At 60.7% G+C, this 24524-nt stretch carries 36 protein-coding genes; 35 read left to right on the top strand and 1 reads right to left on the bottom strand.

Features of this window, described 5'->3' with window-relative positions:
* Positions 1-67 precede the first annotated feature (67 nt).
* The gene (locus JYJ84_RS01445) at positions 68-358 is read right to left on the bottom strand and encodes a hypothetical protein (RefSeq protein WP_174958010.1); all 291 of its coding nucleotides are present in this window, start codon (positions 356-358) and stop codon (positions 68-70) included.
* Positions 359-504: 146 nt separating this feature from the next.
* Here JYJ84_RS01445 and JYJ84_RS01440 point away from each other — a divergent pair, with 146 nt between their 5' ends.
* The 35 genes from JYJ84_RS01440 to JYJ84_RS01270 all read left to right on the top strand — a co-directional run bounded on the left by JYJ84_RS01440 (position 505) and on the right by JYJ84_RS01270 (position 24522).
* Complete coding sequence (locus tag JYJ84_RS01440) at positions 505-804, top strand: hypothetical protein (RefSeq protein WP_060314404.1); 300 nt, start codon at positions 505-507, stop codon at positions 802-804.
* A 97-nt stretch (positions 805-901) separates the two neighbouring features.
* Positions 902-1201, top strand: a complete 300-nt coding sequence (locus tag JYJ84_RS01435) for a hypothetical protein (RefSeq protein WP_175017138.1) — start codon at positions 902-904, stop codon at positions 1199-1201.
* A gap of 43 nt (positions 1202-1244) precedes the next feature.
* Positions 1245-1562: a hypothetical protein gene (locus tag JYJ84_RS01430; protein WP_205182684.1), complete on the top strand. Its 318-nt coding sequence runs from the start codon at positions 1245-1247 to the stop codon at positions 1560-1562.
* A 66-nt stretch (positions 1563-1628) separates the two neighbouring features.
* Positions 1629-2426 (top strand): hypothetical protein, encoded by a 798-nt coding sequence (locus JYJ84_RS01425; protein ID WP_374102080.1) that lies wholly within the window; start codon positions 1629-1631, stop codon positions 2424-2426.
* Positions 2423-3520 (top strand): hypothetical protein, encoded by a 1098-nt coding sequence (locus JYJ84_RS37565; RefSeq protein WP_240201816.1) that lies wholly within the window; start codon positions 2423-2425, stop codon positions 3518-3520. Before JYJ84_RS01425 ends, JYJ84_RS37565 begins: the two co-directional genes overlap by 4 nt.
* Positions 3517-4062 carry a DUF1064 domain-containing protein gene (locus tag JYJ84_RS01415; protein WP_240201815.1) on the top strand — a complete coding sequence of 182 codons (546 nt, stop codon included), beginning with the start codon at positions 3517-3519 and terminating at the stop codon, positions 4060-4062. The genes JYJ84_RS37565 and JYJ84_RS01415 overlap by 4 nt, the downstream gene beginning before the upstream one ends.
* Positions 4063-4074: 12 nt before the next feature.
* On the top strand, positions 4075-4416 hold the full coding sequence (locus tag JYJ84_RS01410) for a hypothetical protein (RefSeq protein ID WP_175017135.1): 342 nt from the start codon (positions 4075-4077) through the stop codon (positions 4414-4416).
* Entirely contained in the window at positions 4413-4868 is a 456-nt protein-coding gene (locus JYJ84_RS01405) for a nuclease domain-containing protein (RefSeq protein WP_175017134.1), read from the top strand. The genes JYJ84_RS01410 and JYJ84_RS01405 overlap by 4 nt, the downstream gene beginning before the upstream one ends.
* Positions 4853-5176 (top strand): hypothetical protein, encoded by a 324-nt coding sequence (locus JYJ84_RS01400; RefSeq protein WP_205189108.1) that lies wholly within the window; start codon positions 4853-4855, stop codon positions 5174-5176. The genes JYJ84_RS01405 and JYJ84_RS01400 overlap by 16 nt, the downstream gene beginning before the upstream one ends.
* Positions 5173-5661 carry a hypothetical protein gene (locus tag JYJ84_RS01395; protein WP_175017132.1) on the top strand — a complete coding sequence of 163 codons (489 nt, stop codon included), beginning with the start codon at positions 5173-5175 and terminating at the stop codon, positions 5659-5661. Before JYJ84_RS01400 ends, JYJ84_RS01395 begins: the two co-directional genes overlap by 4 nt.
* Positions 5658-5897 carry a hypothetical protein gene (locus tag JYJ84_RS01390; RefSeq protein ID WP_175017131.1) on the top strand — a complete coding sequence of 80 codons (240 nt, stop codon included), beginning with the start codon at positions 5658-5660 and terminating at the stop codon, positions 5895-5897. The genes JYJ84_RS01395 and JYJ84_RS01390 overlap by 4 nt, the downstream gene beginning before the upstream one ends.
* Entirely contained in the window at positions 5897-6184 is a 288-nt protein-coding gene (locus JYJ84_RS01385) for a hypothetical protein (RefSeq protein ID WP_175017130.1), read from the top strand. The genes JYJ84_RS01390 and JYJ84_RS01385 overlap by 1 nt, the downstream gene beginning before the upstream one ends.
* Positions 6181-6435: a hypothetical protein gene (locus JYJ84_RS01380; RefSeq protein WP_205182682.1), complete on the top strand. Its 255-nt coding sequence runs from the start codon at positions 6181-6183 to the stop codon at positions 6433-6435. The genes JYJ84_RS01385 and JYJ84_RS01380 overlap by 4 nt, the downstream gene beginning before the upstream one ends.
* A 50-nt stretch (positions 6436-6485) precedes the next feature.
* Positions 6486-6917 carry a hypothetical protein gene (locus tag JYJ84_RS01375; RefSeq protein ID WP_205182680.1) on the top strand — a complete coding sequence of 144 codons (432 nt, stop codon included), beginning with the start codon at positions 6486-6488 and terminating at the stop codon, positions 6915-6917.
* Positions 6918-7039: 122 nt separating this feature from the next.
* Complete coding sequence (locus JYJ84_RS01370) at positions 7040-7300, top strand: hypothetical protein (RefSeq protein ID WP_205182715.1); 261 nt, start codon at positions 7040-7042, stop codon at positions 7298-7300.
* A complete protein-coding gene (locus tag JYJ84_RS01365) occupies positions 7297-7989 on the top strand; it encodes a hypothetical protein (RefSeq protein ID WP_205182677.1) in 693 nt (230 codons plus the stop codon). The genes JYJ84_RS01370 and JYJ84_RS01365 overlap by 4 nt, the downstream gene beginning before the upstream one ends.
* Before the next feature lie 162 nt (positions 7990-8151).
* Positions 8152-8742 carry a hypothetical protein gene (locus JYJ84_RS01360; RefSeq protein WP_205182675.1) on the top strand — a complete coding sequence of 197 codons (591 nt, stop codon included), beginning with the start codon at positions 8152-8154 and terminating at the stop codon, positions 8740-8742.
* Complete coding sequence (locus JYJ84_RS01355) at positions 8726-10759, top strand: phage terminase large subunit family protein (RefSeq protein WP_205182673.1); 2034 nt, start codon at positions 8726-8728, stop codon at positions 10757-10759. Before JYJ84_RS01360 ends, JYJ84_RS01355 begins: the two co-directional genes overlap by 17 nt.
* A 2-nt stretch (positions 10760-10761) precedes the next feature.
* Entirely contained in the window at positions 10762-11037 is a 276-nt protein-coding gene (locus JYJ84_RS01350; protein ID WP_240201814.1) for a gpW family protein, read from the top strand.
* A 125-nt stretch (positions 11038-11162) separates the two neighbouring features.
* Positions 11163-12689 (top strand): phage portal protein, encoded by a 1527-nt coding sequence (locus JYJ84_RS01345; RefSeq protein WP_240201813.1) that lies wholly within the window; start codon positions 11163-11165, stop codon positions 12687-12689.
* A gap of 28 nt (positions 12690-12717) precedes the next feature.
* A complete protein-coding gene (locus JYJ84_RS01340; protein ID WP_205182670.1) occupies positions 12718-13614 on the top strand; it encodes a S49 family peptidase in 897 nt (298 codons plus the stop codon).
* Between the two features lie 21 nt (positions 13615-13635).
* A complete protein-coding gene (locus tag JYJ84_RS01335) occupies positions 13636-14223 on the top strand; it encodes a hypothetical protein (RefSeq protein ID WP_205182668.1) in 588 nt (195 codons plus the stop codon).
* A 27-nt stretch (positions 14224-14250) separates the two neighbouring features.
* Positions 14251-14664, top strand: a complete 414-nt coding sequence (locus JYJ84_RS01330; protein WP_205182666.1) for a head decoration protein — start codon at positions 14251-14253, stop codon at positions 14662-14664.
* A gap of 73 nt (positions 14665-14737) precedes the next feature.
* The gene (locus tag JYJ84_RS01325) at positions 14738-15784 is read left to right on the top strand and encodes a major capsid protein (protein WP_205182664.1); all 1047 of its coding nucleotides are present in this window, start codon (positions 14738-14740) and stop codon (positions 15782-15784) included.
* 8 nt (positions 15785-15792) lie between these two features.
* Positions 15793-16029, top strand: a complete 237-nt coding sequence (locus tag JYJ84_RS01320; RefSeq protein WP_205182662.1) for a hypothetical protein — start codon at positions 15793-15795, stop codon at positions 16027-16029.
* A gap of 3 nt (positions 16030-16032) precedes the next feature.
* Complete coding sequence (locus JYJ84_RS01315) at positions 16033-16377, top strand: hypothetical protein (protein WP_205182660.1); 345 nt, start codon at positions 16033-16035, stop codon at positions 16375-16377.
* Positions 16370-16972: a hypothetical protein gene (locus JYJ84_RS01310; protein ID WP_205182658.1), complete on the top strand. Its 603-nt coding sequence runs from the start codon at positions 16370-16372 to the stop codon at positions 16970-16972. The genes JYJ84_RS01315 and JYJ84_RS01310 overlap by 8 nt, the downstream gene beginning before the upstream one ends.
* Before the next feature lie 12 nt (positions 16973-16984).
* Positions 16985-17164, top strand: coding sequence for a DUF2635 domain-containing protein (locus tag JYJ84_RS01305; protein WP_205182656.1), 180 nt, complete (start codon positions 16985-16987; stop codon positions 17162-17164).
* On the top strand, positions 17161-18651 hold the full coding sequence (locus JYJ84_RS01300; protein ID WP_205182653.1) for a phage tail sheath subtilisin-like domain-containing protein: 1491 nt from the start codon (positions 17161-17163) through the stop codon (positions 18649-18651). Before JYJ84_RS01305 ends, JYJ84_RS01300 begins: the two co-directional genes overlap by 4 nt.
* Positions 18652-18720: 69 nt before the next feature.
* Complete coding sequence (locus JYJ84_RS01295) at positions 18721-19095, top strand: phage tail tube protein (protein ID WP_060314480.1); 375 nt, start codon at positions 18721-18723, stop codon at positions 19093-19095.
* A 3-nt stretch (positions 19096-19098) separates the two neighbouring features.
* Complete coding sequence (locus JYJ84_RS01290; RefSeq protein ID WP_205182651.1) at positions 19099-19659, top strand: phage tail assembly protein; 561 nt, start codon at positions 19099-19101, stop codon at positions 19657-19659.
* A 163-nt stretch (positions 19660-19822) separates the two neighbouring features.
* Positions 19823-21244: a DNA circularization protein gene (locus JYJ84_RS01285; RefSeq protein ID WP_205182649.1), complete on the top strand. Its 1422-nt coding sequence runs from the start codon at positions 19823-19825 to the stop codon at positions 21242-21244.
* A gap of 16 nt (positions 21245-21260) precedes the next feature.
* The gene (locus tag JYJ84_RS01280; protein ID WP_205182647.1) at positions 21261-22817 is read left to right on the top strand and encodes a phage tail tip lysozyme; all 1557 of its coding nucleotides are present in this window, start codon (positions 21261-21263) and stop codon (positions 22815-22817) included.
* The gene (locus JYJ84_RS01275; RefSeq protein ID WP_205182645.1) at positions 22817-23959 is read left to right on the top strand and encodes a phage baseplate assembly protein; all 1143 of its coding nucleotides are present in this window, start codon (positions 22817-22819) and stop codon (positions 23957-23959) included. Before JYJ84_RS01280 ends, JYJ84_RS01275 begins: the two co-directional genes overlap by 1 nt.
* Positions 23959-24522 carry a phage baseplate assembly protein V gene (locus tag JYJ84_RS01270; RefSeq protein ID WP_240201812.1) on the top strand — a complete coding sequence of 188 codons (564 nt, stop codon included), beginning with the start codon at positions 23959-23961 and terminating at the stop codon, positions 24520-24522. Before JYJ84_RS01275 ends, JYJ84_RS01270 begins: the two co-directional genes overlap by 1 nt.
* Positions 24523-24524 lie beyond the last annotated feature (2 nt).

Genomic DNA, 24524 nt, shown 5'->3' with positions numbered 1-24524 from the left:
CGCGACTTTGAGCGCGTTTCGCTGAAGCCGGCGCCCACGCATCGATACCGGGAGCGGCTCGCCCGCGTCATGCAGATTTCATTCGATCTCGAATCGCTGCAATCAGGACTCGACGAGTGGAGTCGTCGCTTGGATGACGCGTGGATCGGTCCAGCTCTTCGAGCTGAGCTACAAGCTGAGCGGCGTCTAGCGCTGAGGATTTCACGAGTAGCCGAAGAAAGTCGGCAAGAAGCTCCGCGATAGCCTCCCGCTGACTTTTCATTACATCGTGGAAGTACGAAGAGTTTTTCAGAAAAGCATCGAGCTGAGCCTTCACGTTTGGATTGTCGTTCAGTCGATGGTTGTTCGAAATGGTCATGCGAACCCCGTTGCGTATGGGTTGAGGAAGGAGAGAGCTTCGATTCTCGCATAGCGGTGGTTCGCATCCAGTTGAGTCAGTGGCTTCAGGTTACGCAAGGCGGCCTGCAAGGTCATTCAAGCAATTTTGATTTCTATGGAGTTGGTATGAGCACGATTGAATTTGTTCGGAAGCCCAGCATCGAGCGAGCTTTCCGTGAAGCGCTGACGGATCCGCGTGCCCGCGGCCCGATCGCGGAAGCGCTCGGTTGGGATGAGTCGCAGGTCAGCCGGTTCCTGTCCGGCCAGCTTGGAATTCCCATCGGGAAGATCGACGCTGGCCTGAACGCGCTCGAGCTCCGCGTCGTGTCGCGCGAGTACCTCGACGGCCTGTCGACGATGAGCAAGGTGGGTGTGAACTGCCATTGCGCGCGCGAAGGATTTGGGGAGTGCGGCGGCCGGTTCTGACGTAGCGGCCGGAGTCTCGATATAAGCGTTTTCTGCGGAAAGCGTTTTTATCCGGATTTCGTAGTCCTAAGCGGCTTCGAGCCGCAGGAGAGGCCGCATGGATGATTTTTTTAGCGCCCGTTCGGGCCATCGCGTCTCCGAGACGCAGCAAGACAGCTTCCATTCCATTTCGGTCGCCAAGCTTTCGGCAACCCAGCAGATGGTGATGGATTGCTTCGACACGACCGAAACCTTGCTGACCCGCGAGGACATTTCGGCGCGTACGAATCTCAAACTCTCCAGCGTATGCGGCCGCGTGCGGGCATTGCTCGACGCCGGCCTGCTGGTGAAGCGCGGCACGCGCAAGTGCCCCGCGACTGGCAAGTCGCAAGAACTGCTCGGCCTGCCGGTCGCCTGACATGGCCCGGTTCCATTGCCGGTGCCGCAAGTGCGACCGCCGCATGGTGCTTCAGGACAAACCCGGCGTCCTGGAAGACGCGGCATATCCGAAATGCATCTGCGGCGCGCGCGACTGGCGCATCGACAAATGGATGATGGAGCGGAACGCCGGCGCGACGCGTTGCGACTTCCGAGGCTACTGGTTCCCACATCGCATGGGCAGCATCTACTGCCAATATCGAAAAGACGGCAGCGATCGCCTGCCGGGCCATCCCGATTTCTGGGATCGCGACATGACCCAAGACCAACACGACGCCCTCGTGGCGCAATACAGCGCGGAATCGCGCGAGAACCGCATGCCGCTCGAGGCGGCAGCCTAGGAGAAAAACGTGGGCAGAAGCTCAAAAGAAGTCTACGGCGCATCGGGTCAGGGGAACGTCCTTGGCATGGATCCGGACGCATTCACGCTCGTGACCGATCCGACGCATCCGCTGTACGACCGTCGCGTCCACCAGGCGCCGGACGAAAAAACGATTCGCAACTACCGGGCGCACGGCGTGTTCACGCCGGTCGTGTTCTACAAGGACGTAGAGACGGGGCAGTTCTTGATCGTCGAAGGGCGTCGCCGCGTCATCAATGCCCGCGAGCTCAACCGCCGACTGAGGCACGAAGGGCTCGAACCGATCACCATCCCTGCGATTCCGAAGCGCGTTTTGAGCGACGGGGTGAAGCCGTTCGTCGGCGTGATGATCAGCGCAAACGAGATCCGGCAGGGTGATTCGCTCGTGAACCGTGCCGAGAAGATGGCGCGCGCGCTCGACGTCGGCCACACGCTCGAGGCGGTGTCGGCCATGTTCGGCGTAAACGAGGCGACCGTGACGTCTGCCATGAAGCTGCTTGAGTGCTGCATGGCTGTCCGCGATGCGGTCGAGGCCGGCACGATCACCCAGGTTGTCGCGATGAAGCTGGCGAAGCTGTCGCCAGACGAGCAGCGCACCAAGCTGGCCGAAATCGAGGCGGCCATCGAAGGCAAGGTCGGGCATGAGCGGTCACGGGCGATGCGGGCAGCGCTCGACGCCGCACCCGTGAAGCGCGCCAAGCCGACGCGCAAAGACATTGCAGAGGCGCTCAAGACCGCAACCGGCGAGCGCGCCGAAGCGCTGCGTTGGGTTCTCGGCCTCGCTGATGGCGAGACGGCGCCTGCGGTCGATCCGCGGCAGATGTCGATCGATGAGGCGGCATGAGCGGCTACGCATACCAGTGGGCAAAGCGTCAGCGCGTCGGTGACTCGTCGGCGAAGACGCTGCTCAAGACATACGCGCATTGGGCTGCCGAGGATTATTCGACCTGGGTGACAAATGACGAGTTGCTGCTCGATACGGAGCTGAACATCCAGACGATCCGTAAGGCCCGCGCCAAACTGATTGAGCTGGGCTTCCTGGTCGAGACAGACCGCCGTCTCGGCGAGACGCGAAGCATCGTCGTTTATCAGATCGTTGCGCCGGCCGGTTCGACCGTTGTACAGGCAGTAGATCAGCGTTCGGGTGACACGATCTCGCTCAGCCCGCCGACCGTCGAGGAATACTCAAAGCAGGGTGAAAAACAAAGCCGCTCCAAATCTCGACCCTCTAAGGGAGGTGAAATTTCAAGCGGCTCGAAATCTCAAGCGGCTCGAAATCCCACCTCAAGCCCCTCCAAATCCCATGCTAAGGGGGGTGAAATTTCGTCTGAAGAGGGTCCAAATTTGGAGGGCAAGAAAGCAGTAGAAGTACAAGAGAAGAACGGAGAACAGCGAAACGCGCGGCGAGCGCCGCGAGTTGCGTTGCATGCCGAACTTCTGAACCTCGAACTGCCGGAATGGCTCCCGTTCGACGCATGGGATGCCTGGTGCGAGCACCGCGAGGCGAAAGCGACCGGCAAGAACGGGATCCCCTGGACGCGTCCGGCGGCCCGCGTCTCGCTGAAGAAGCTCGAGCAGATCCACGGTCGCGGCATGAGCGTTGTCGACGCGATTGACGAATCGGTGCTGCGTGGCTGGACGGGGATCTGGGAGGCGAAGGCTGCGGATGTCGCGGGTGCGGCTGGTGGCGCTGCTGATGGGTGGTGGGTCGGCGAGGTTGGCTGGCGCGACCAAGGCAAGCGGCTTGGCATCGATGTGGCACGGTTCCAGTACTTCGAGCAGTTCAAGGCGAAGGTTTGCAAGACGCTCGGCCCGGGACCGTGGATGGAGTTCCTGCTCGCTGCGGTGAGCCGCGAGAGCGAAGAGCGTGGCGAGCACCTCTACGCGTACCTCAACGACATTCCGCGTGATCAGGTTGCGCAGCCGGAGGCGGCATGACGAAGCGAACCTCTTGGCCGATGCGAGTCGACGCAGGTACGAAGACCATAGGCACGGCGCGCATTCGCGACGACTCGCGCCCGAAGTTGACGGCGGCGCAGAAGGCGATCTTCGACAAGATCGGAAACCGCCCGCAGGTTGATGCCGGCTTCGACGACATCGCTGACGGCGTCGATTCGGGCCGGCCGGTGCCGCTCTCGATGCAGGCGCCATCGAAGCCGTCGAAGTACCGGAACCAGCGTTGCGAGCACGACGGCATCACCTTCGATAGCCGACGCGAGCGGGATCGCTGGATCGTTCTGCGCCGTGAATTGGCCGCCGGCCTGATTACCGAGCTCGAGCGCCAGGTTGCTTACGTGCTGGCGGATCCGGTCGTGATCGACGGTCGCAAGAAGCCAGCGCTTCGCTACGTCGCTGACTTCGTCTACGAGCGCGACGGCAAGACTGTGATCGAGGACGTCAAGGGCGTGATCACTCCGGAATACCGCATCAAACGTCATCTGATGGCCGCTCGCGGCCTGCAGATCATCGAGATCAAGTGAGAGGTGTTGCGAATGGCTGAACGGAAGATGGGCTACACGGCGCGGCTGGTCTGCGAGGGTCTTGCGGAAAACCCGAACGTCACCATGGGGGAGCTCGCCGTGAAGATGAAGCGCACCGTCGAGGCGATCAAGCGTCCACTACGCAAATTGATCGCCGAGGAATACGTGAAGCGCGGCCGCCGCGCCAAGGGCGGATACCTGCTCAAGTTGACCGGCAAGCCGTTCCCGTCGTCGGGAAACTACACGCCTTCAGAGAACCCGGCATTCGTTCGTGTGCGCCAGATCGACGAGGGTTTCAGGACGTTGATCCCGGCCATGCGGGCGATGGTCGACGCCGGGCGCGTAGCGGCATGAAGCGATCAGGTTTCGGCCCGCGCAAGAAGCCGATGGTGCGCGGTTCGTGGTCCCGGAAAAGCTCACCGTTACCCGAGCAAGCACCGAAAAAGATCGCGATGAAACGTCGCGCAAAGCGCCCGACGGTCGATGAAGGAGCGAAGTATCTCGCGGCCTGCCGCGGCGAGCCGTGTTTTCTGCGTGTCCCCGGTATCTGTCGGTTGAACCCGATCGACGAGACCGTCGTGCCATGCCATTCGAATCAGGCGCGGCACGGGAAGGCTGCTGGCATGAAGGCGAAAAACGAATTCACGGTTCCGGGTTGCCACTTCTGCCACGCATGGATCGACCAGAACCGCTCCGGCACGCCGAAGCGGGTCAAGTTCGATGTCTGGGATCGGGGATACGAGAGGTGGGAGCCAGTACGGGCCCGAAAGATGGGAATGACGGAGGAAGTGTGCGCCTTGTCGTGAAGATGTCTTTGCCGTCCATCCGCCATTGGCGCTATCTGCGCGAGAACTGGGTGACGTTCGAATGCCGCGCAGTCCGTCTGCGCGGACCTGTTCGCCGCGGCATACCGGCGAAACCGTCTCCCGCATGGATCTATGCAGACGTGATCGTGCCGGACAAATACCGTGACCAGGCCGCGCCGCATGCATGGAATCCGGACGGGACCTATCCGGTTGAGGTGCCGGTGAACTGGAACGCGAAGACGTTGGCGCCGTACCTCGTTCGAATGGATGCGGGCGAAATCGAATTGAACGTGGGGGATCAAGTATGACGCCGGCGAAATATCAGGCTGCTCTCAGCGGCCTGTCCGCGATCGCAAAGAAGGTGCTCGAAATGGTCCCGATCCAGGAAGCATGGTCGCGGTCCGAAATCGCCGGCCATCTCTTGCGCGTGACGAAGAGTTCGCCGGATACCGCGGTAATCGATGGGTGCCTTGGCCGCCTGAAGGATTCCGGGCTCATCCGTGAGGCGAGCCGCGGCCGCTATCAACGTATCGAAGTCAGAGAGAGGGAGGTACTGAAGGTGCCGGAACAGAAATCTGCAGAAACTATCGCGGCGACGGAGCCGCAGGAAATTCTCCCGATCGAGATTCTGTCGCAACTGGCCGAGCGCACGCGGGCACTCGCAACGCAGATCGTGATCCTCGCATCGGACATCGAGACGGCGGCGCTCACGATCGAGCAGGGGAATGCCGAAAACGCGGCCAACCTCGAGAAGCTGCGTCAACTCCAATCTCTCTTGAAGAGCCTGGCATGAGCGAAATTGCATGCATTGAACTGTCATCGGTGCCGGCCCCGTTGCGCGCGGCCTCGGCGAACCGCGTCGACGACGTCTCGGGCGATCGTTTGGTCGCGTTCACGGGTTGCCCGGTAATCGGGCGTGAGGCAGACAACGGGGAAATCGAATTTTCGTTTCCCCGGGGCGTCGATCTGCGCGAATCGCTCATCGACTGGATGCTGTATTGGGGCATCCCTTTCCGGGTGATGGTGTGATGAACAAAATCACGTTCGGAAAGGCAACTCTCGTGATCGGCGGGAACGAATTTGAGATTGGCTCGATTAACGGTGTGACTGCCCGGTTCAATGGTGTCGACATCTGCTCCGATCGAATCGAATGGCCGCTCAACGGATGGTCAGGATCATTTGAAATCGCTGGATCCGTATCGCTCGATGCGTGGCTTGTTGCCGCTACGCGTATTCGGCCGTTTCAGCGTGGTCGTAGCCCGCGCCAGATTGGAATGCGTAAGCTGCGCCGCCTGAAATATTGGAGGCTCTCATGAGGACGACGGTGAAGGGTGGCCCGGTTGCTCGACTTTCCGGCTTATGGGCGAACGAACCTGCGTTCCTTGAGTGGATGCGGTCGATTGGCCAGCCGGCCAATACCCCGATCGACGCGGCCGAATTCATTCGTGCACGCTGCCGCGTCGAGAGCCGCGCCGAGCTCGACCATGATCCGCGAGCGAAAGCCCGGTTCGATCAATACGTTCGCTTGCCCTACGCCAAATTTCGGGCCGCTCACCGGCATCAATGAGCATTAGGCTTCAAATCCAACAACACGACAGTTACAGCACGGGTGAATAGATGAGCGAATTTAAGAACATGGAAGAACGCTTGGACAACTGGGGCGTCACCGTGCGATCGCCGAAGTTCCATGACGGCGTGTGTGCGCAATGGGCCCGCCTATATGTGGCGCTGCGCGATGGGAGCCCTTTGCCTGCCAGCGTCACGCCGGTCGAGAAGGATGGGTGGCTCGTCGAGGCTGCCTGGTCATCAATGCCAGATCATGTGGCGAAATGGGTTCTGAAATATACGTATGTTCTTCGCATGTCGCCGGAACAGGTTCAAACGAGAATGCGAAAGACACATCGCGCTGTGTTGCGCGGTCGGAAGTTTGATCTGGTGCTTGCGGAGGCGCATGCCGCAATTTCGAAGCGAATTGCGATCTTCTCTGCACAGGCGGTGATCAAAAATGTGCGAGAAGGGGGTTGTAAACCCGAGAACCTTGTTCTATGATTCGACCCAGATTACCGATTCCGCCTTGCGCGTGAGCTTTCGCCTCCCAGTGGGAGGTGAAGTCGCGAGCAAACAAAGCCCGCTATGCGAAAGCATGCGGGCTTTTTGCATTGGAGATTCGAATGGAAGGCCTGAACGAAAACGCTGTTGTTCAAAGCGACCAGATCCAGACCGGCGAAGCCCTCGGTACGATGGGAGCTGGCGTTGAAGCCGATGTGGATAAGAAGGTGGCTGACGTGACGATCGAGCATCCGCTCAGCATCATTTCCGAGATCGAACACCTCCTCCGGATCGTCGGCAACGTCGCCGTGTACGAATTCCGTCGCATCACGGAACGTCTGGCTGACCTGAAGAACCATCCGGCCATCAAGCCGGGCGAATGATGCCGGCGGCGTTCGCGATCAACGTTGACGCCGATGTACGCGCGCTGAGCAAATCACTCACTCGCCTTCAGAAGGATCAGCTGCCTTTCGCTGTTTCGCAGGCGCTCACGGCGACGGCGAAGCTTGCGCAAGGTGCCGAAAAGGCGGCTCTGCCGGAGGTGTTCGATCGGCCGACCCCATTCACGATCAATTCCGTTGCTGTGAAGGGCGCTCGTAAGAGCGATCTCGAAGCGCGCGTATTCGTGAAGGACATCGCGGCGGCCTACCTTGAGCCGTACGAATTCGGGGGCGACCACAAGCTCATTGGTCGCGGCAAAACCTGGCTGAATCCGAAGGACAAGACGCTTCTCAACCAGTACGGCAACTTCAGCCGAAACGCCCTACAGCGCTTGGAGGCGCGTCCCGATGTGTTCGTTGGGACGGTCAAGACGAAGAGTGGTGAATCGATTGGTGGCGTTTGGCAGCGGCCGACCAACGTTAAGGCGATTAAACGCAGCGGGAAGCGCGGCGTCGCATTGCGGGGCGCCAACAAGTCTGACCATCTCAAGCTGCTGATCCGATTCGGTGATGCTGAGCCCGTCAAGCGTCACCTCGAATTCGGAGAGCGCGCCTTCGAAGTTGTCGATGCGCATTTCGATCGCGAGTTCGAGAAGGCGATGGACCGGGCAATAGCCACGGCCAAGCTCTAGGACATCTGTTGCGGATATGCCGAAAAATCATCGAATGTTGCAAACATACAACGGTTCGAGCGGGTCCCTCCCGCCCTTTCGGCAACGCGGGCACTGCGCGCGCGCGATGTTTCTCTAGCTGTGAAATTTTTGAAAATGGGTAACAGGTAACAGTTTGCCGCCATGAATCAGAGCGAGTTCGCAGCCCTCCACAACGTCAGCCGGAAGACAGTAACGAAGTGGAAGGAGCGCGGCTGGCTTGTGTTTGCGGGCGATGAAGTAGACGTTGAGGCGTCGAACGCGCGCCTGAAAAGATACCGTTCCGCCGGCATTGAATCTGTTACCCAAACCGCGCAAGGTAACGCCAAGGGTAACAAGGCGACTCGGGCGCACAAGCGTGTTACCTCGCATGATGAAGAGGTAGCAATCCATGAAGGTGAGAGCGGTGCGCAAGCAGCCGTTCGCCTGCTCGTCGCAAGTGGCGCCGACATGGACATCGAAGAGGCGAAACGCGTAAAGGAAAACTACCTCGCCTTGCGCGAGCAGCTCGAATACGACCGCGATGCGGGTCTCGTAGTCGAGGTCGCTGACGTAGCAAAGGCCGTCGGCGAAGAGTATGCAAAGGTGCGCACCAAGCTCCTTTCGATCCCGTCCGAGCATGCGCCGCGAATTCACCGATTGAAGTCGGTTCAGGAGGTGCAGGACGTCCTGCATAGCATCATTGTTGAAGCGCTCGAGGAGTTGACCCGAGATGGAGATGGGAACACCGCTTAGAGAGCGGCGTTACGCCATCGGGTATGAAGCGTTGCGACGCGAACTGTTGGTGTCGCGGCGGCGCAATATCCAGCCGCCACCGCGGTTGACGCTTAGCCAATGGGCCGAGAAATATGCTGTTCTGTCGCGCGAGACGAGTGCGCAGACCGGTAAGTTCCATGCTTTCCCATATCAGAATGGGATCATGGATGCGGTCACTGATCCGTCTGTCGAAACGATCACGGTCAAGAAATCCGCACGGGTTGGCTATACGAAGATCCTTGACCATGTAGCAGCTTTCTTTATCCACCAGGACCCTTCGGCGATTCTGGTTGTTCAGCCGCGGGTAGAGGATGCGGAGGACTATAGCGTCACCGAGATTGCGCCGATGCTGCGCGATACGCCGGTGCTTGCTGAGATCGTTGGCGATCTGAAGAAGAAGGATTCACAGCAGAAGATCGCCAAACGGATCTTTCCGAACGGCGCGTCGATTTCGTTTGTTGGTGCGAATAGCCCGGGCGGCTTCCGTCGAATCACCGCGCGCATCGTCGCGTTCGACGAGGTGAACGGCTATCCGGTCATGGGTGCCGGTAAAGAAGGCGACCAGATCAAGCTCGGCATCAAGCGCAGCGAGTCATTTTGGAATCGTAAGATCATCATCGGCAGTACGCCGACGGTCAAAGGCGAAAGCCGGATCGAGAAGAGCTTCGAGCGCAGCGACCAACGGCACTACTACGTGCCGTGTCCGCACTGTGGTGAGTTTCAGATTCTCGAATGGGGAAGTCCCGACACGCCGCACGGCATGAAGTGGGACAAGGACGAAAACGGCAACGGCTTACCTGAGACTGCACACTACGTGTGCCGCCATAGCGGCTGCATTATCCGCGACGTGGATAAGCCCGACATGGTGGCAGCCGGTGAATGGCGTGCTCACAAACCGTTCGCAGGGCATGCCGGCTTCCATATCTGGGCCGGCTACAGCCTGTTCTCAAATGCGGCGTGGCCGAACCTTGTCGAGGAATGGTTGGATGTGAAGGATGACCCGCTCATGCGGCAGACCTTCATCAACCTGGTGCTTGGCGAAGACTACGAGGACCGCGGAGACCGCGCGCTAAGCGAGTCCCGTCTGGCGGCTCGGACTGAAGTCTGGGATGCGGAAGTGCCTGACGGTGTCGGCATCGTGACGGTGGGCGGTGACGTTCAGGACGATCGCATTGAGCTTGAGACGATCGGCTGGGGGCGAAACGAGGAAAGCTGGTCGATCGACCACGCTGTTTTCGAGGGGGATCCCGAAAGCGCCGACCTATGGAAGCGCGTCGATGAGTATCTGAAAAGGGTTTGGCGTCGCGCCGACGGTCGCGGCTTTGCTGTATCTGCTGCATGTATTGACTCGGGTGGCCACCACACGCAAAAAGTATACGAGTTCGCGAAAGCGCGCCTCGGTCGTCGCGTGTGGGCGATCAAGGGTGAGTCGGCACGCGGCGGCGCTCGATCACCTGTGTGGCCGACGAAACGACCGTCGTCTCGCACGAAGTCGACGTTTCGCCCGGTGATCATCGGCGTCAACGCTGCGAAGGATGTGATTCGCCATCGCTTGCGGCAGGATCCCGAAGAGGCAAATGGCGTGGTTGTTTCGTACCCGCCGGGCTATATGCACTTCCCGAGCGACCGAGACATCAATTACTTCGCGCAATTGATCGCTGAGCGTTCAGTCACGAAGGTGTCAGGCGGTCAGCAGTACCGAGTTTGGGAACTGCCGCCAGGGCGCGCCAACGAGGCGCTAGACATTCGTGTGTACGGGTATGCCGCGCTGTGCGGGCTCATGCATATGGGGCTGAAGCTTAATCGACGCGTCGAAGCGGTGGAGATCGATCCGACGCAGTTGGTCGAGCCGGCGCCTACCGAGCCGGCCGTAATGGATCTCGATGTCGTTCGTATTGAGCGGCCCATGCGCCCGGATGGTCCCGTGATTAAACAAGAAGCGCCTGTGAAGAAAACCCGCATTCGCCGGCTCGCCGGCTCACGGGCAGGAGGTTGATTTTGAGTTGCTTCGATCCGAACAGCAGTTTGCTGGCGGGGATGGATCAGACCGCGTTGCAAGCCTCGCTCGCCGAGGCGCAGCGCATCTATATCCAGCTCTCGACGGGGGCGCAGGAGGAATCGCTCTCCTATACGCAAGGTGACGGGACGCGCTCCGTCACCTACACCCGCGCGAACCTTGCACAGCTTGCGGCGGCGATTCAGCTGATGCAGGCGCAGCTCGGAATTGTTAAGAGCCCTCGACGGGCGATGCGAATCTCATTCACACGGCGATGACTGAAGCGAACGTACGAATCCTTGGCGCGGATGGGAATCCATTGCCGACGTCGAGGGGGCGTGCGCGCGCGCTCAACAGCGGTTACAGCGGGTATAGCAGCCATACGGCATACGATGCGGCCGACATGTCCGGTCAGCATATGCGGGACTGGAATCCGGTGCTGTGGTCGCCGGATGGCGAGCTCAACCCGTATCGAGACCGTATCGTGTCGCGCGTGCGCGACCTGGTGCGAAACGATGGCTGGGCGTCGGCGGCCGTCACGCGCACGCTCGACAACGTCATCGGTGCAGACTTCCGACCGATGTGCAAGCCGGACTATCGTGCGCTCGCGGTGCAGACCGGGTTGAAAACATTCGATCATGTGTGGGCGGACGAATTTGGTCGTGCGCTCGAGGCCGCATGGCGGACGTGGTCGGAAGATCCGTCACGATTCTGCGATGCACAGCGGAAGCTGACCATTCCCCAAATGTTTCACCTCGCGTTCCGACACAAGACTGTCGACGGTGATGCCCTCGGGATGCTGCATTGGATGCCCGATCGGCTGCTGCGCGGTGCGCGCTACGCGACTGTGCTTCAGTTGATCGATCCTGACCGGCTGTCGAATCCGCAGCAGAATTTCGATCGCCAGACGATGCGCGGTGGCGTCGAGGTCGATGACTTCGGTGCGGCGATCGCATATCACATTCGGAAAGCGCACCAAGGGGACTGGTTCAGCGGCGGCCGGCAGGTGACATGGGAGCGGATCCCAGCGGAAACCGACTGGGGTCGTCCGATCGTGGTCCACGACTACGACTTTGACCGGGCCAGTCAGCATCGAGGCGGCGCCGGCATCCTGACGCCCGTCCTGCAGCGTCTCAAGATGCTGATCAAGTACGACGGAACGGAACTCGACGCGGCGATCATCAACGCGATTTTCGGCGCGTATGTGACGAGTCCGTTCGACAAGCAATTGGTCGGTGAGGCGCTGGGTGACGGCGAGGAAGAGGCGGTCAACGGATACCAAGACGCGCGCGCCGAATTTCACGACAAGAACGATTTGCGGCTGGGCGGTGCCCGGCTGCCGATCTTGTTCCCTGGCGAAAGTATCAATACGGTCGCGGCGACGCGCCCTGCCGGAAATTTCGCCGAGTTCGAAAACGCCATGCTGCGCAACGTCGCCGCGGGCACGGGAATGTCTGCGCAGCAGATTTCGCAGAACTGGGCTGATGTGAACTACAGCTCGTACCGGGCCGCCGCACTCGAAGCGTGGAAGACGTTCGACCGCCGTCGTCGCGACTTTGGTCGCGGCTTCGGGCAGCCGATTCTCTGCGCGTTTGCCGAGGAAGCGATGGAGGTCGACAGCTTGCCGCTGCCGGCCGGGGCGCCCGAGTTCAACATGGCGCGTGCAGCCTATACGCGGGCATGGTGGATCGGTCCGGGTCGCGGATATGTGGATCCGCTGAAGGAGCGTCAGGGGGCCGCACTCGGCATCGAGTCAGGATTCTCGACGCTTGAAGATGAGTCGGCAGAAGTGTCGGGTACCGACTGGCGCGACAACGTCGATCAGCGAGCAATCGAGATCGACTATTACCGCAAGCGAAATGTGCCAATTCCGTCGACGCTTCAGGGTGTGGGCGCGGACGCGGTCACGAAGGAACCCGAGGCGCAGTGACGCGGCCGAGCACTTGAATGGAGAGAACATGACAGGCCGTTTCGCCCATCTGAGCCAGCGGCTCTTCAACACACCGGTTGCGATCAAGCAGGACAAAGCCGAGGTGATCATGGCGGCGCTTGCCGAACGACTCGGCGTCGCGCAGCTGACGCGGCTCGATGGCACGCCGATTCGTCCGATGGCCTTCGGGGCGTGGGACGAAGACTACGAACAGGATACGCGGCGTGGGCGCGTGGTCGATCCTGGCTACGACATGGTCGGTGACTCGCCGATCGCCATGATCGGCGTGCAAGGGACGCTCGTGCAGAAGCTCGGGACGCTGCGCCCGTACTCGGGCATGACCGGGTATGACGGTCTCAGGCAAAGCATTCTGACCGCGCATGCTGATCCCGCCGTCGAGGCAATCGTGCTCGACATCGACTCACCGGGCGGCGAGGTCGCGGGATGCTTCGACCTGGTCGATACGATCTATGCACTGCGCGGCGACAAGCCGGTCTGGGCGATTCTGTCCGAATCGGCCTATTCGGCGGCGTATGCGATCGCCAGTGCTGCCGATCGAATCATCGTGCCGCGAACCGGCGGCGTCGGTTCGATCGGCGTGATCACGATGCATGTCGACTGGTCGAAAGCGCTGACCGCTGCCGGGGTTGCTGTGACGTTCATCACATACGGCGATCGCAAGGCCGATTTCCATCCGGAGATCCCGCTGTCGGCCGAAGCACTGGCGGCTGCGCAAGCGGACATCAACACAATGGGCGAGCTGTTCGTGAACACGGTCGCCCGCAACCGGAATCTCGCACCCGAGGCGGTGCGTGAGACGCAGGCCGCCTGTTTCATGGGCGAAAACGGCGTGAGCCGTGGGCTTGCGGATGCAGTTATGGCGCCCGATGCGGCGCTCCTGGCCTTGCTGGACGAGCTGGCCTAAACCACCTGTAAGAGGACACTGATGAGCTTGAAAAAGACCCTTGCGGGCGTGGCGCCGTTCGCCCACCTGCTGAGCCGCGCCGGCGCCGCCCGGGCCGAGAGTGAAGACGACGAGCGCAAGCAGCGCGAGAACGAGTCCGACGACGAGTACGCGAAGCGCATGGAAGAGCTCGACGAGAAGGAGCGGGCCGAGCAGGAAGAGCGCGAGCGCGAAGAAGCTCGTGCCCGTGGTGAAGGTAACGACATCGACGGCGACGATACGGAAGCCGAAGATGGCGACGACGAGACCGACGACGCGAAGAGGGCAGCCCGTGCGGCCGAGCGCGCACGTTGTGCCCGCATCATTGCTCGCGGCATTGCCAACGGGAATGTCGAGCAGGCCGCAGTGTTCGCATTCAACACGAAGATGTCGTCGGCAACGGCGGCCCAAGCGCTCGGCGCAGCAAAGGCGGTGGCACCGAAAGCTGCGCCGGTTGCTCGTCGTCCGTCGCTCGATGAGCGCATGGCACATGTCCGTACGCCGAATCCGGGCAACGAAACGCATGCCGCAACCCCGACGCTCGCCGAACAGATCATCGCGGCCGGCAAGATGCGCCGCGGCGAAAAGTAACAGTCCCCCAACCAAGGAGATTTCCAGATGACTCTGCCTGTCACCCAGGTCGGGGAGAACCCCCAAGTGCCGTCGATCTCGGCGCAGACCTTCATTCCGGACCAGCTGATCGCTGGCCCGAAGCAGATCGTCACGCGCAACGCGACGATTACCGGTGGCCCGTACGTGCGCGGCACCGTGCTCGGGATTATCACGGCGAGCGGCAAGCTCACGATCGCGACGTCGGCTGCTTCCGACGGTAGCCAGAACCCGGCGGCGATTCTCGCGGACTACGCGGACGGCAGTGCGGCAGACGTAACTGCCGGCGTCTTTCTCGAAGGCGAGTTCAACATCAATGCCGTCACGCTCGGCGCCGGGTTCACTTCAACGGCCGCACGCGATGCGCTTCGGCCGCTCGGCATCCACCTCAAAACCTCGGTCACGGCAGCCGACCCGAGCTAACACCAACCTGATCCAGTGAAAGCCCCGCCGCGAGCGGGGCTTTTTCATTTGGGGCCTCAACTCGGAGAGTGCAATGGCCGGAAATTTGATTTACGACACCAATACCCTGATTCAGGTCGTCTCGAACCTGAAGATGGCGCAGAGCTTTCTGCTCGACAAGTTCTTCACGAACATGATCACGGCGGACTCGGAGTTCGTCTCGATCGACGTTGACGTCGGCAAGCGACGCATGTCGCCGTTCTGCTCGCCGCTCGTCGAGGGCAAGCTCGTCGAGAGCCGGCGCTACCAGACGAACACGTTCAAGCCGCCGTACATCAAGGACAAGCGTGCACCGGACCTGCGCAAGCCGGTTCGCCGCATGATCGGTGAGCGCATCGGCGGCGAAATCACGCCGGAAGTGCGCGAGCAGATGAACCTCGAGTTCGAGCTGAACGACCAGATCGACATGCTGACGCGCCGTCTCGAATGGATGGCGGCTCAGGTGCTGTTGACCGGTACGCTCACCGTCTCCGGCGAGGGCTTCCCGACCACCGTTATCGACTTCGGTCGTGACGGTTCGTTGACGGTTGCGCTCACGGGTGGCGCGCAGTGGACGCAAGCCAACATTACCGCCGGCACGGCTTCGCCGACGACGGTCATCGAAGCGTGGCAACAAGCGATCCTGAAGTCGTCGGGCGCAAACGTGACCGACATCGTCTTCACGCCGAAGGCGTGGAACGGCTTCAAGCTGGATCCGGTTCTCAAGGGCGCGCAGTTCTATCCGAACCTCGCTTCGTTCGGCAACGCGATCGACCTCGGTGCGCGCAACGAGCGTGGTGCCGTTCACAAGGGCCGTTGGGGTCAATTCGACCTCTGGCTCTACAACGACTGGTTCGTTGACGACAACAACGTCGAGCAGCCGATGCTACCCGATGGCTCGCTGATCATGTCGGGACCGGATCTCGATGGTACGCGCGCGTTCGGGATGATCGAAGACCCCGCGTTCAACTATGCATCGCTGCCGTTCGCCCCGAAGACGTGGCTGAAGGACGATCCGGCGCAACGCTTCCTGATGATGCAGTCGGCCCCCGTCATCATCCCGAGCCGCGTGAATGCTGCGCTGGCCGCGACCGTCGCGTGAGGTGAGTGATGGCAGAAAAGCTCATCGAAGCAACGGTTGCGCGCGGGCGCTCGATTCACGATCAGGTGAAGGAGGGCGAGCCGCCCATCATCAAGCGCGCCGGCGAAACCGTCCGGTTGCCGGAATCCGAGGTCAAGCGTCTGCGCGATCTCGGATACCTCGTGCCGGAAAAGGCGGAGACGCCCGCAGAGCTGGACGGTGTCCAGGTCAGTGGCGGCCAAGCCTCCATCACGCGAATCGGGTGATCCATGGAATGGGACGACGTGGTCGATGCGAAGATCCTCGCGCCGCTGCAGCGCCATTTCGGCACGGCTATCACGTACCAGCCAGCGGGTGGCGTCCCTTTCCCGATCACTGGGATCTACGACAAGGCCTTCTTCGGGGTTGACCCGACGACAGGAGAGTCGGTCGTTACGAACCAGCCGACTGTGGGCCTTCAGTTATCGCAATTCGCTGGTCATGCAGCACCTCTGCAGGGCGACCAGCTGACGATCTTGCGAACCGGAGAGGTCTGGGAGGTTCGCGAAGTCCACCCGGACGGACATGGCGCCGCACGCCTGATGCTCAATGTACCAGGGCAAACCGATGTCTGATCAAACCGCTCGCGCGCAATACCGCCAGGTATTGCTCTCCGTGCTCGGCACGATCTCGGGAGTGAATCTCTATTCGCCGGGCGACTGGAACGTGACGGCATCGAAACTGCCGGCGATCAAGCTTCGGTACGGGGCCGAGGAGAAGCGGTCGAAGGGCGTCACAGGCCAAACCGCATTCGACACGGTCAGCGTTTTCGAAATGCGCGCCGAGGTATCGGCGGAATCTGGCCCTAAGGCTTTGCTCGCGCTTGAAGCGATTCAGGCAGACATCGAGGCTGCGATCTTCAAGAGTATTCCCCTGCGCGCACTAGCGCAGGATTTCCCGATGATGCGCACGCAGACCGCGGTGCAGGCGGACGGCGAGACGCATATCGGCGGCCTGCAGATTGAGCTCGGTGTGACGATGTACGAGACGTTCTACCCCGATGTGACGGCACAGCTCAGCGAGATCGATTTGACGGCTGATCTGGTGAATGTCGCCGATCCGACTGGGACGTATCCGAATCCGCCGTTCCCCGACGCCGTTACGCCGGCACCGCGTACTGAAGGCCCCGACGGCCGCGCAGAAGGCTTCGTCAAAGCCACATTTCCCTAAAAGGAGCGACGAATGATCGTCAAACCTGCACCGGGCCTCAAGGTGAGGCACCCGGTCACGAAGCAGTTCCTGCCGGAAGAAGGCATCGAAGTGCCGGACGGCGACATTTTTTGGAACCGCGCTAAGGACGATGGTGACGTCGTCATCGCTGCGGCGGCTCCTGCGCAAGCTCGCGGAGGTGACAAGCAATGACGGTGCCTTTCAAGCAGATCCCGCAGAACGTCCGGACGCCGTTGTTCTTCGCCGAAATCGACAACTCGCGCGCCAATACGGCGGTGACGAATCAGCGCGCGTTGCTGATCGGTCCGATGACGACCGGCGCCGCGGCGGCAAACATTCCGTTGCTGTCGGCTGGCACCGGTGACGCGAATACGCAATTCGGCGCGAACTCTGTCCTCGCGTTGATGGCGGCGCAGTACCGCCAGAACGACCAGTTCGGCGAGCTGTGGTGTCTGCCCATCGCGGATGCGGCCGGCGCAGTTGCGGCTACGGGTTCAATCGCGTTCACGGCTGCGCCGTCGGCGAATGGCACGATCTCGCTCTATGTTGCCGATCAACTGGTCTCCGTTCCGGTGACACAAGGCATGACGACGGCGCAGATCGCAACGGCTGTCGCGGCAGCGATCAACCTGATCCCATCGATGCCCGTGACGGCTGCTGCTGCGACGAACACCGTGACCTTGACGGCCGACAACAAGGGTCTCGTCGGCAACGACGTCGACATCCGCTTCAACAAGCAGGGTGCCCCTGGCGGTGAAGTGCTGCCGACTGGCCTGACCGCGACGATTACTGCGATGGCGTCTGGTGCAACGAATCCGACGCTCACGACGGCACTTGGCAATTTGCTCGACATGCCGTTCGACTTTATCGCCTGTGCGTTCACGGATACGACGTCGATGGATGCCATCAAGACGTTCCTCAACGACTCGACCGGGCGATGGAGTTGGCAGCAACAGGTGTTCGGGCATGCGTTTTACGCGTATCGCGGAACCTGGGGCAGCCTGACGACCTTCGGTACGGCGCGGAACAACCAGCACGAGACCGTGATTGGGTTCAACGATTCGCCGACGCCGTCGTGGCAATGGGCCGCATCCGTCGCAGCCGTTACAGCGGTGAGCGTTCGCGCGGATCCGGGTATTCCGATGCAGACCGTGGCGCTTTCGGGCGTATCGGCGCCTCCGCTGCAGTCGCGCTTCAACCTGAGTCAGCGCAACACGCTGCTGTACGACGGCATTTCGACGTTCACGGTGGCCGACGACGGTACGGTGGCGATCGAGAACCTGATCACGACGTACCAGACCAACGCATTCGGGCAGCCGGATAACAGCTATCTCGAGATCGAAACGATGTTCCTGCTCGCGTACGTGCTGCGGCGCCTGCGCACGCTGGTTACGTCGAAGTACGCGCGCGTGAAGCTGGCGGCCGACGGCACTCGCTTCGCTCCAGGTTCCGCGATCGTAACGCCGAAAATCATCAAGGCGGACCAGATCGCCGAATACCGGCAGATGGAGTACGAGGGGTACGTCCAGGGCAGCGACATCTTCGCCCAGGCGCTGATCGTTGAGCAGAACGCGTCGAACCCGAATCGCGTCGACGTTCTGTGGCCGGGAACTCTCATCAACCAACTGCGGATTTTCGCGCTCCTCGCGCAGTTCCGTTTGTTGACGACCCAGACCTGATCGGCTCTGCGTGTCAAGGCAATGCGCCGCCCATGACCGGGCAGCGCTCCTATTTCTGGAGAGCCATCTATGGCGAACAACACGGGCCTCATCGCCGGTACCGCCTATCTGACCGCCGATGGGGTGAACTACCAGCTGGAAGGCGAGCTGAAGTACGACGTCGGCAGCGTTACGCGCGAGTCGAAGGCGGGGCAGGACACGGTGCATGGTTTCAGCGAAATGCCGAAGGCGCCGTACATCAGTGCGTCGATTCGAGATTCCGGCGGCCTGAGCCTGGCCGGGTTCAATGCGATGCGCGGCGTCACGCTGGTGCTCGAGCTCGCGAACGGCAAGACGGTGATCGGCCGGAACATGTGGACTGTCGAGGCTCAAGAAGTCGATACGACCGAAGCCAAGTTTACGTGCCGCTGGGAAGGTCTCCAGGGCGCAGTCACGGAGCAGTGATTGATGAGCGATATGAAAACCATCGTCCTGCGAACGCCGCTGACATACGGCAAGGGGGCGGACGAAAAATCTGTCACCGAGATCACGCTCCGCGAGCCGCTGGCAGGCGACTATGAGACGGCCGAGAGATCGGCCGGTGTGTTCGGTACGTCAATCGCGCTGGTTGCCATTCTCAGCGGCGTCCCGGTCGACGTGATCGACCAGATGTATGGGAGCCAGATCGACGAGGCGGAGAATTTCATCGCCTCGTTCGGGCACGACATCGCGCGAAATCCGACTGCCAGCCCCGACGAGATCGTATTGACGCTCTCGCAGCCGGTGCGGCTGACGACCGACGACAGTCCGCTCAACATCGCGTCGCTGACGCTGTGCGAGCCGACGAACCGGCAGAAACGGAAAGCTGCTGAGACTGGCGGCCCGTTCGCCGGCGCCGTCGCCATGATCAGCATGATCGGGAAAGTGCCGAAGAATGCGGTGCGCGCGATGCACGCGCGCGATTTCCTCGAGGCAATCGGCTATTTCAACGGTTTTCAGGTTCGGCGATCACCGGACTCGGACGACTGATCGCCGAAAGGGCCTCGATCGCGGAATGGTGGGATGACCGCATGATGGAGCTGACGCACATGATGCGGTGGCCACCCGAGGCGGTCGAGGACATGACTGAAACCGAGACAATGCGCTGGCTTGAGCGGGCGCGACGCCTCGGCAAGAGGATTGGGGTGAGTTCATGAATATCGGAGATACCGCAGGCGCTGTCCTCGGCGCTACGTCGGGGATTTCCAATCTCGCGAACTCGCTGGCTGCTCGCCTTGGTGGTACGGTCGGGTCGTATTTCAACCAGCTTCGCCCGGCGTCTTTTCGAGGCGTTTCGTTCGTGTCCCTGGGCGGAAGCTCGTCGTTCGGTCGCCGCAAACAGCCGCACGAGTACCCCCAGCGCGACGTTCCATGGGTTGAGGATCTCGGGCGCGGCACGCGACGGATCAGAATGCTTGGATTCGTCGTCGGCGACAACGTCATCGCGCAGCGTGACGTCATGATCGCCGCGTGTGAGAGCGCTGGTGATGGGGAGCTGATTCACCCGACGCTCGGCCGCCGGACTGTGAGCCTGATGGATTTTCGGAGCGTCGAGCATTGGGAGCACGGGCGATATTTCGAATTTCAGTTTGAGTTCATTGAGGGCGGCCAACGGACGTATCCGGCAGCAGAAACTGCGACGCTCGAATCGGTTCTGAATTCCGTGACTGGGCTAGATGTATCGGCGGCTTTCGACTTTGCCAGGACGGTTCTGAAGGAAGTGTCATACGGTGCAGCCGTGCTGGGAAGCATCGTGAACACTGCCGTGGGTTGGTATACGTTCGCGACAGGACTTGTCGGCGACGCGAGAAACCTGTTTCAGCTGCTCTTCAACCTGCCCGGCGATTTCGGGCGGTTCTTCGGGAGCGCAACCGTACCGACGTTTAGCCGGAATTCGAGCCCTGTAGCCCAGGGCGCATCTATTCAATCGCTGATTGAAAGCGCAACTGCAGCGCGAGCAAATGTAAGCATCGCGTCAGCGGCACTCGATTCAGCGGCGCGAAGCTTCGGCGCGTCGACTATCGACCAGTTCACGGCAGCGGTGCAGGGCGTGACGGATGCGGTGCTCGCGGCATCGAATGATCCGAGCGACTCGATTCGCCTCTTGTCGGCTTTGTCGACTTTTTCTCCGGTGGCAGATACAACGAGCTCCATCATCGGGTCGGCCATGAAAACTGCAGAGGGCGCATGCTCGGATTTGTTCCGGCGATATGCGATTGGAGCTGTTGCGCAAGCATCTGCGGCATACCAGCCCAGCTCGAGCGACGAAGCGGCACAAGTTCGCGATTTTGTTACCGGCCTGATCGATGCGGAGATGTCGATTGCTGGTGATAGCGGTGCTGATCAAACGTACCAGGCGCTATCTGCGCTCCGATCCGCAGTCGTGGGGGATTTGAATAGGCGCGGGGCCGCGCTCTCAGCCATCAAAACGTTCACGTTTCCGGATACGGTGCCATCGCTCGCCTTGGCAATGCGAATTTACCGTGACCCGACCCGAGCGGATGAGCTCGTTTCACAGGCGGATCCGGTGCACCCTGCTTTTATGCCAACTACGTTCAAAGCATTAGCGAACTGATTATCGAGCAGCGCTTATGGCCAGCAGAATTTCGATTTCGATTGTTGGGAATGATCAAGCATCGGGCCCGATCCGTAAGGTAACCAACAACCTATCGAAGCTTCAGGCGCAGGCGAGAAAAGGGGCGATCAGTAACCTCGGACGCTCGATTTCGCTTGGGCTCGGTTCGAATGGCGGTGCGATCTCGGAGATCGCCAGCTTCGTGGGAAAAGCGGGGATCATCGGTGGGGTGACTGCGCTGACGATGAAAATCGCACAGATGGAGTCGCAATGGGCATCGTCGGTACGCTCGATGAACAACCTCGGGATTCGAACGGGGTTGCCGACGACGACTGCCTACGGTGTGCAGTACGCCGGGCGCCTGGCAGGATTGTCGCCCGAGCAGGCGAATTCGGGAATCGAGCAAGTTCGACAGTCGTACAGCGATGCGCTTAACAACCGTAACCCGGAAGCGCTCAAGCGTTTCCAGGCGGCTGGCATCTCGACGAATCCGGCGCGTCTCGACTCCATCGAGACCGTGCTGACGAAGCTTGCGGCCTACTCGGAAACGCTGCGGAAGCAGGGCAAGTATGGAGGTGCGCAGAACTTTCTCAATGCGGCCGGAGCCGGGTCGCTCGTTGATTTCCTGAACCGAGGGCCGGGGCAGGTTGCGGCGGATCTGCAGGTTGCGAAAGCCTACGTTCCGACGGAGCAGGATATTCAGCGGGCCCGCGAATATGCGGACGCGTCGGCAAAGCTGAGCATCACGTATGAGCGGCTTAAGACGACGGTCTTGAGCGACCTCGAACCAGCTCTCAATTCGGTCCTCAACGGAATTCAGTTCTTCTTCGATGCGTCGAGCGGCCGCGGGCGTCCTCAGGCGCAGCCGAATGGATCGGATGGTACCGAACAGCGCATCTGGGACGGGTTCGAGCGATTCGGGAATTCGCTGCGCGGCCGCGGGCCGTACACGATGTCGCAGCTGAACACCAAGACATCCGTGGGCAATGGTGCGCAGCTCGAGCAGGCGCGCTCGATGGTCGAGTGGTATGTGAACCACGGACTCTCGCGCGAGCGCGCAATCGGCATGGTCGCGAACGCAAGCCGCGAAAGCGGCCTGGACGAGCGTGCCGTCGGTGACAACGGGAGGGCAGTCGGGTTGTACCAGTGGCATCCCGATCGCCAGGCCTTGTACGAAAAGACCTTTGGGCGACCGTTGGCTCTTGCGTCGCGAGAGGAGCAGATGGGCTTCTCGCTGTGGGAACTGCAGAACAACGAGAAAGCGGCGGGGCGCGCTCTCATGAAAACGAATGAATCCGGTGCGGCGAGCTCTACGGTTTCTTCGCTATATGAGCGCCCGAAGGATCCGAACGAGGCAAACATTCGTGCTGGAATAGGGCGGCAGCTTGATAGCGAGCTTGGGCCGGCAACCGGTGAGCCGGGGAAGGTGCGTATCGAAATCGTGCACAAGAACCCACCGTCCGGCACAAGTGCAAATGTCACGTCGTCACCGAACGTTGAAACAGAAATGAAGACCGATCGGCAACAAGCGCCGCTCGGGGACCAGTACGCATATTCACCGGGCAATTTCTGATGCCGAATGCAGATCGCATCGTCGATGCTGTGGGTCCGAAGCCTTCTGTAGACGAGGTTCGCGTTCTGCTGATGCAAGACGGGCTCTCGTTGACGGGTTGGAAAAGCGTGCGAATCGAGCGGTCGATCGAGGTGGCAACGTCGTCTTTTGACCTTACCTGCTCAGCCGACGCGAACACGCTCAAACTCGTATCGAAAGAGGGTGCGCCAATCAAAGTATCGATTGGCGACGACACTGTCCTGACTGGATACGTCGAAACGATCGAATCGATTTTGACGCCGCGGACTCATGACATTCGCATCTCCGGTCGCGGAAGGCTTGCTGACCTGGTCGATTGCTCGTGCCGTATCGACAAAATCAATGCGAACACGAAGTTGAAAGACTTGTGTTCGACGATCGCGCAGCCGTATGCGGTGAACGTCGTTATTGCTGATGACGCGACTCAGAAGATGCTCGATCAGTTGCCCGTGCTGCCGCGCCAGCTTGTCAGTATTACTGAAACCGCATGGGAAGTAATCGAACGATACGCGCGGTACTGCGGGGTGCTCGTGTTCGAAGGGGCAGCCGGCGAATTGACCATTTCGACAGCGGGCACTGGGGAGGGCGATTCGGGTGTTGCGGTTGGCGAAAACATTGAGGCTATCGTCTGTACAAAAACGACGCTCGGAACATTCAGTACGTTCAATGCGGTGTTGAGTGCATACAGCATGGGCGCGGACGATGAGGGAGTCGAAAACCTGCCCGTCGTGACTGTCGTTGCCAAGAGCACGACCGGGCGGCTTCGGCCGACATATTTCGTTTCCGAGCAGAGCGCAACGGACCGGCTGTTCGTCGAGAAGCGCGTGAATTGGATGGCGTCGCGCGCTTATGGCCGATCTCGACGCGTGCGGGTGATGGCGGACAACTGGCGAGATGCGGACGGCGTGCCGTGGACGCCGAACATCAACTATCCGGTTTCGGCAGGTGATGTGGGCGTGCCGGACGGGACGATGCTTCTGCTCGCAAGTGTGACCTACATCCTCAACGAAAACGGCACGCATGCCGAGCTCGTATTCGGCCCGCGGCAAGGTTTCTTGCCCGAGCCGGTTGCGCTCGACACACTACCGATGGACGAATCGACCCAAACTCCCGCGGAGGGATAGTGCTTGATCAGCTCAATAGGCTTGCGCGCCGAATTCTATTGGTGATGGCGCGCGGCACGATCACGCTCGTCAACGATTCACCGAAGGTACAGACACTGCAGGTTCGCGTGAATGGGCTGGAATTGCTTCCTGACATCCCGCGCTTTGCAGAATACGGATTCACTTCAAACCCGCCGGCCGGAACGCAGGCAATCGTCGGCTCGAAGAACGGAGATCGCAACGACGGAATCGTGATCGCGACGTCGAATGCGAAGTATCGGCTTGTCGGCTTGTCGACCGGTGAAGTTGCAATTCACGACGACAAAGGGCAGTCAGTGCATCTCTCCGCTAGCGGAATCGTCGTGAATGGTGGTGGGAGGCCGATCACGTTGACGAATGCTTCGAAAATTCGGGCCGAAACCGCTCGGCTCGAATGTACCGGCGACATCGTCGACAACTGCGATTCGACGGGGCGAAGCATGGCTGGCGATCGCGGGATCTTCAACGGCCACAACCACCAGGTCAAGAATGTGCAGGGTGGAACCAGCACGATCACATCTGAGGTGCCGACGCAGCAGGAGTAATA

Origin of the sequence: Burkholderia sp. LMG 13014 (assembly GCF_905232215.1) — a bacterium.
Classification (GTDB): Bacteria; Pseudomonadota; Gammaproteobacteria; order Burkholderiales; family Burkholderiaceae; genus Burkholderia.
The sequence above is the reverse complement of the archived record's forward strand: the minus strand, read 5'-3'. Positions and strand labels throughout refer to the sequence as shown.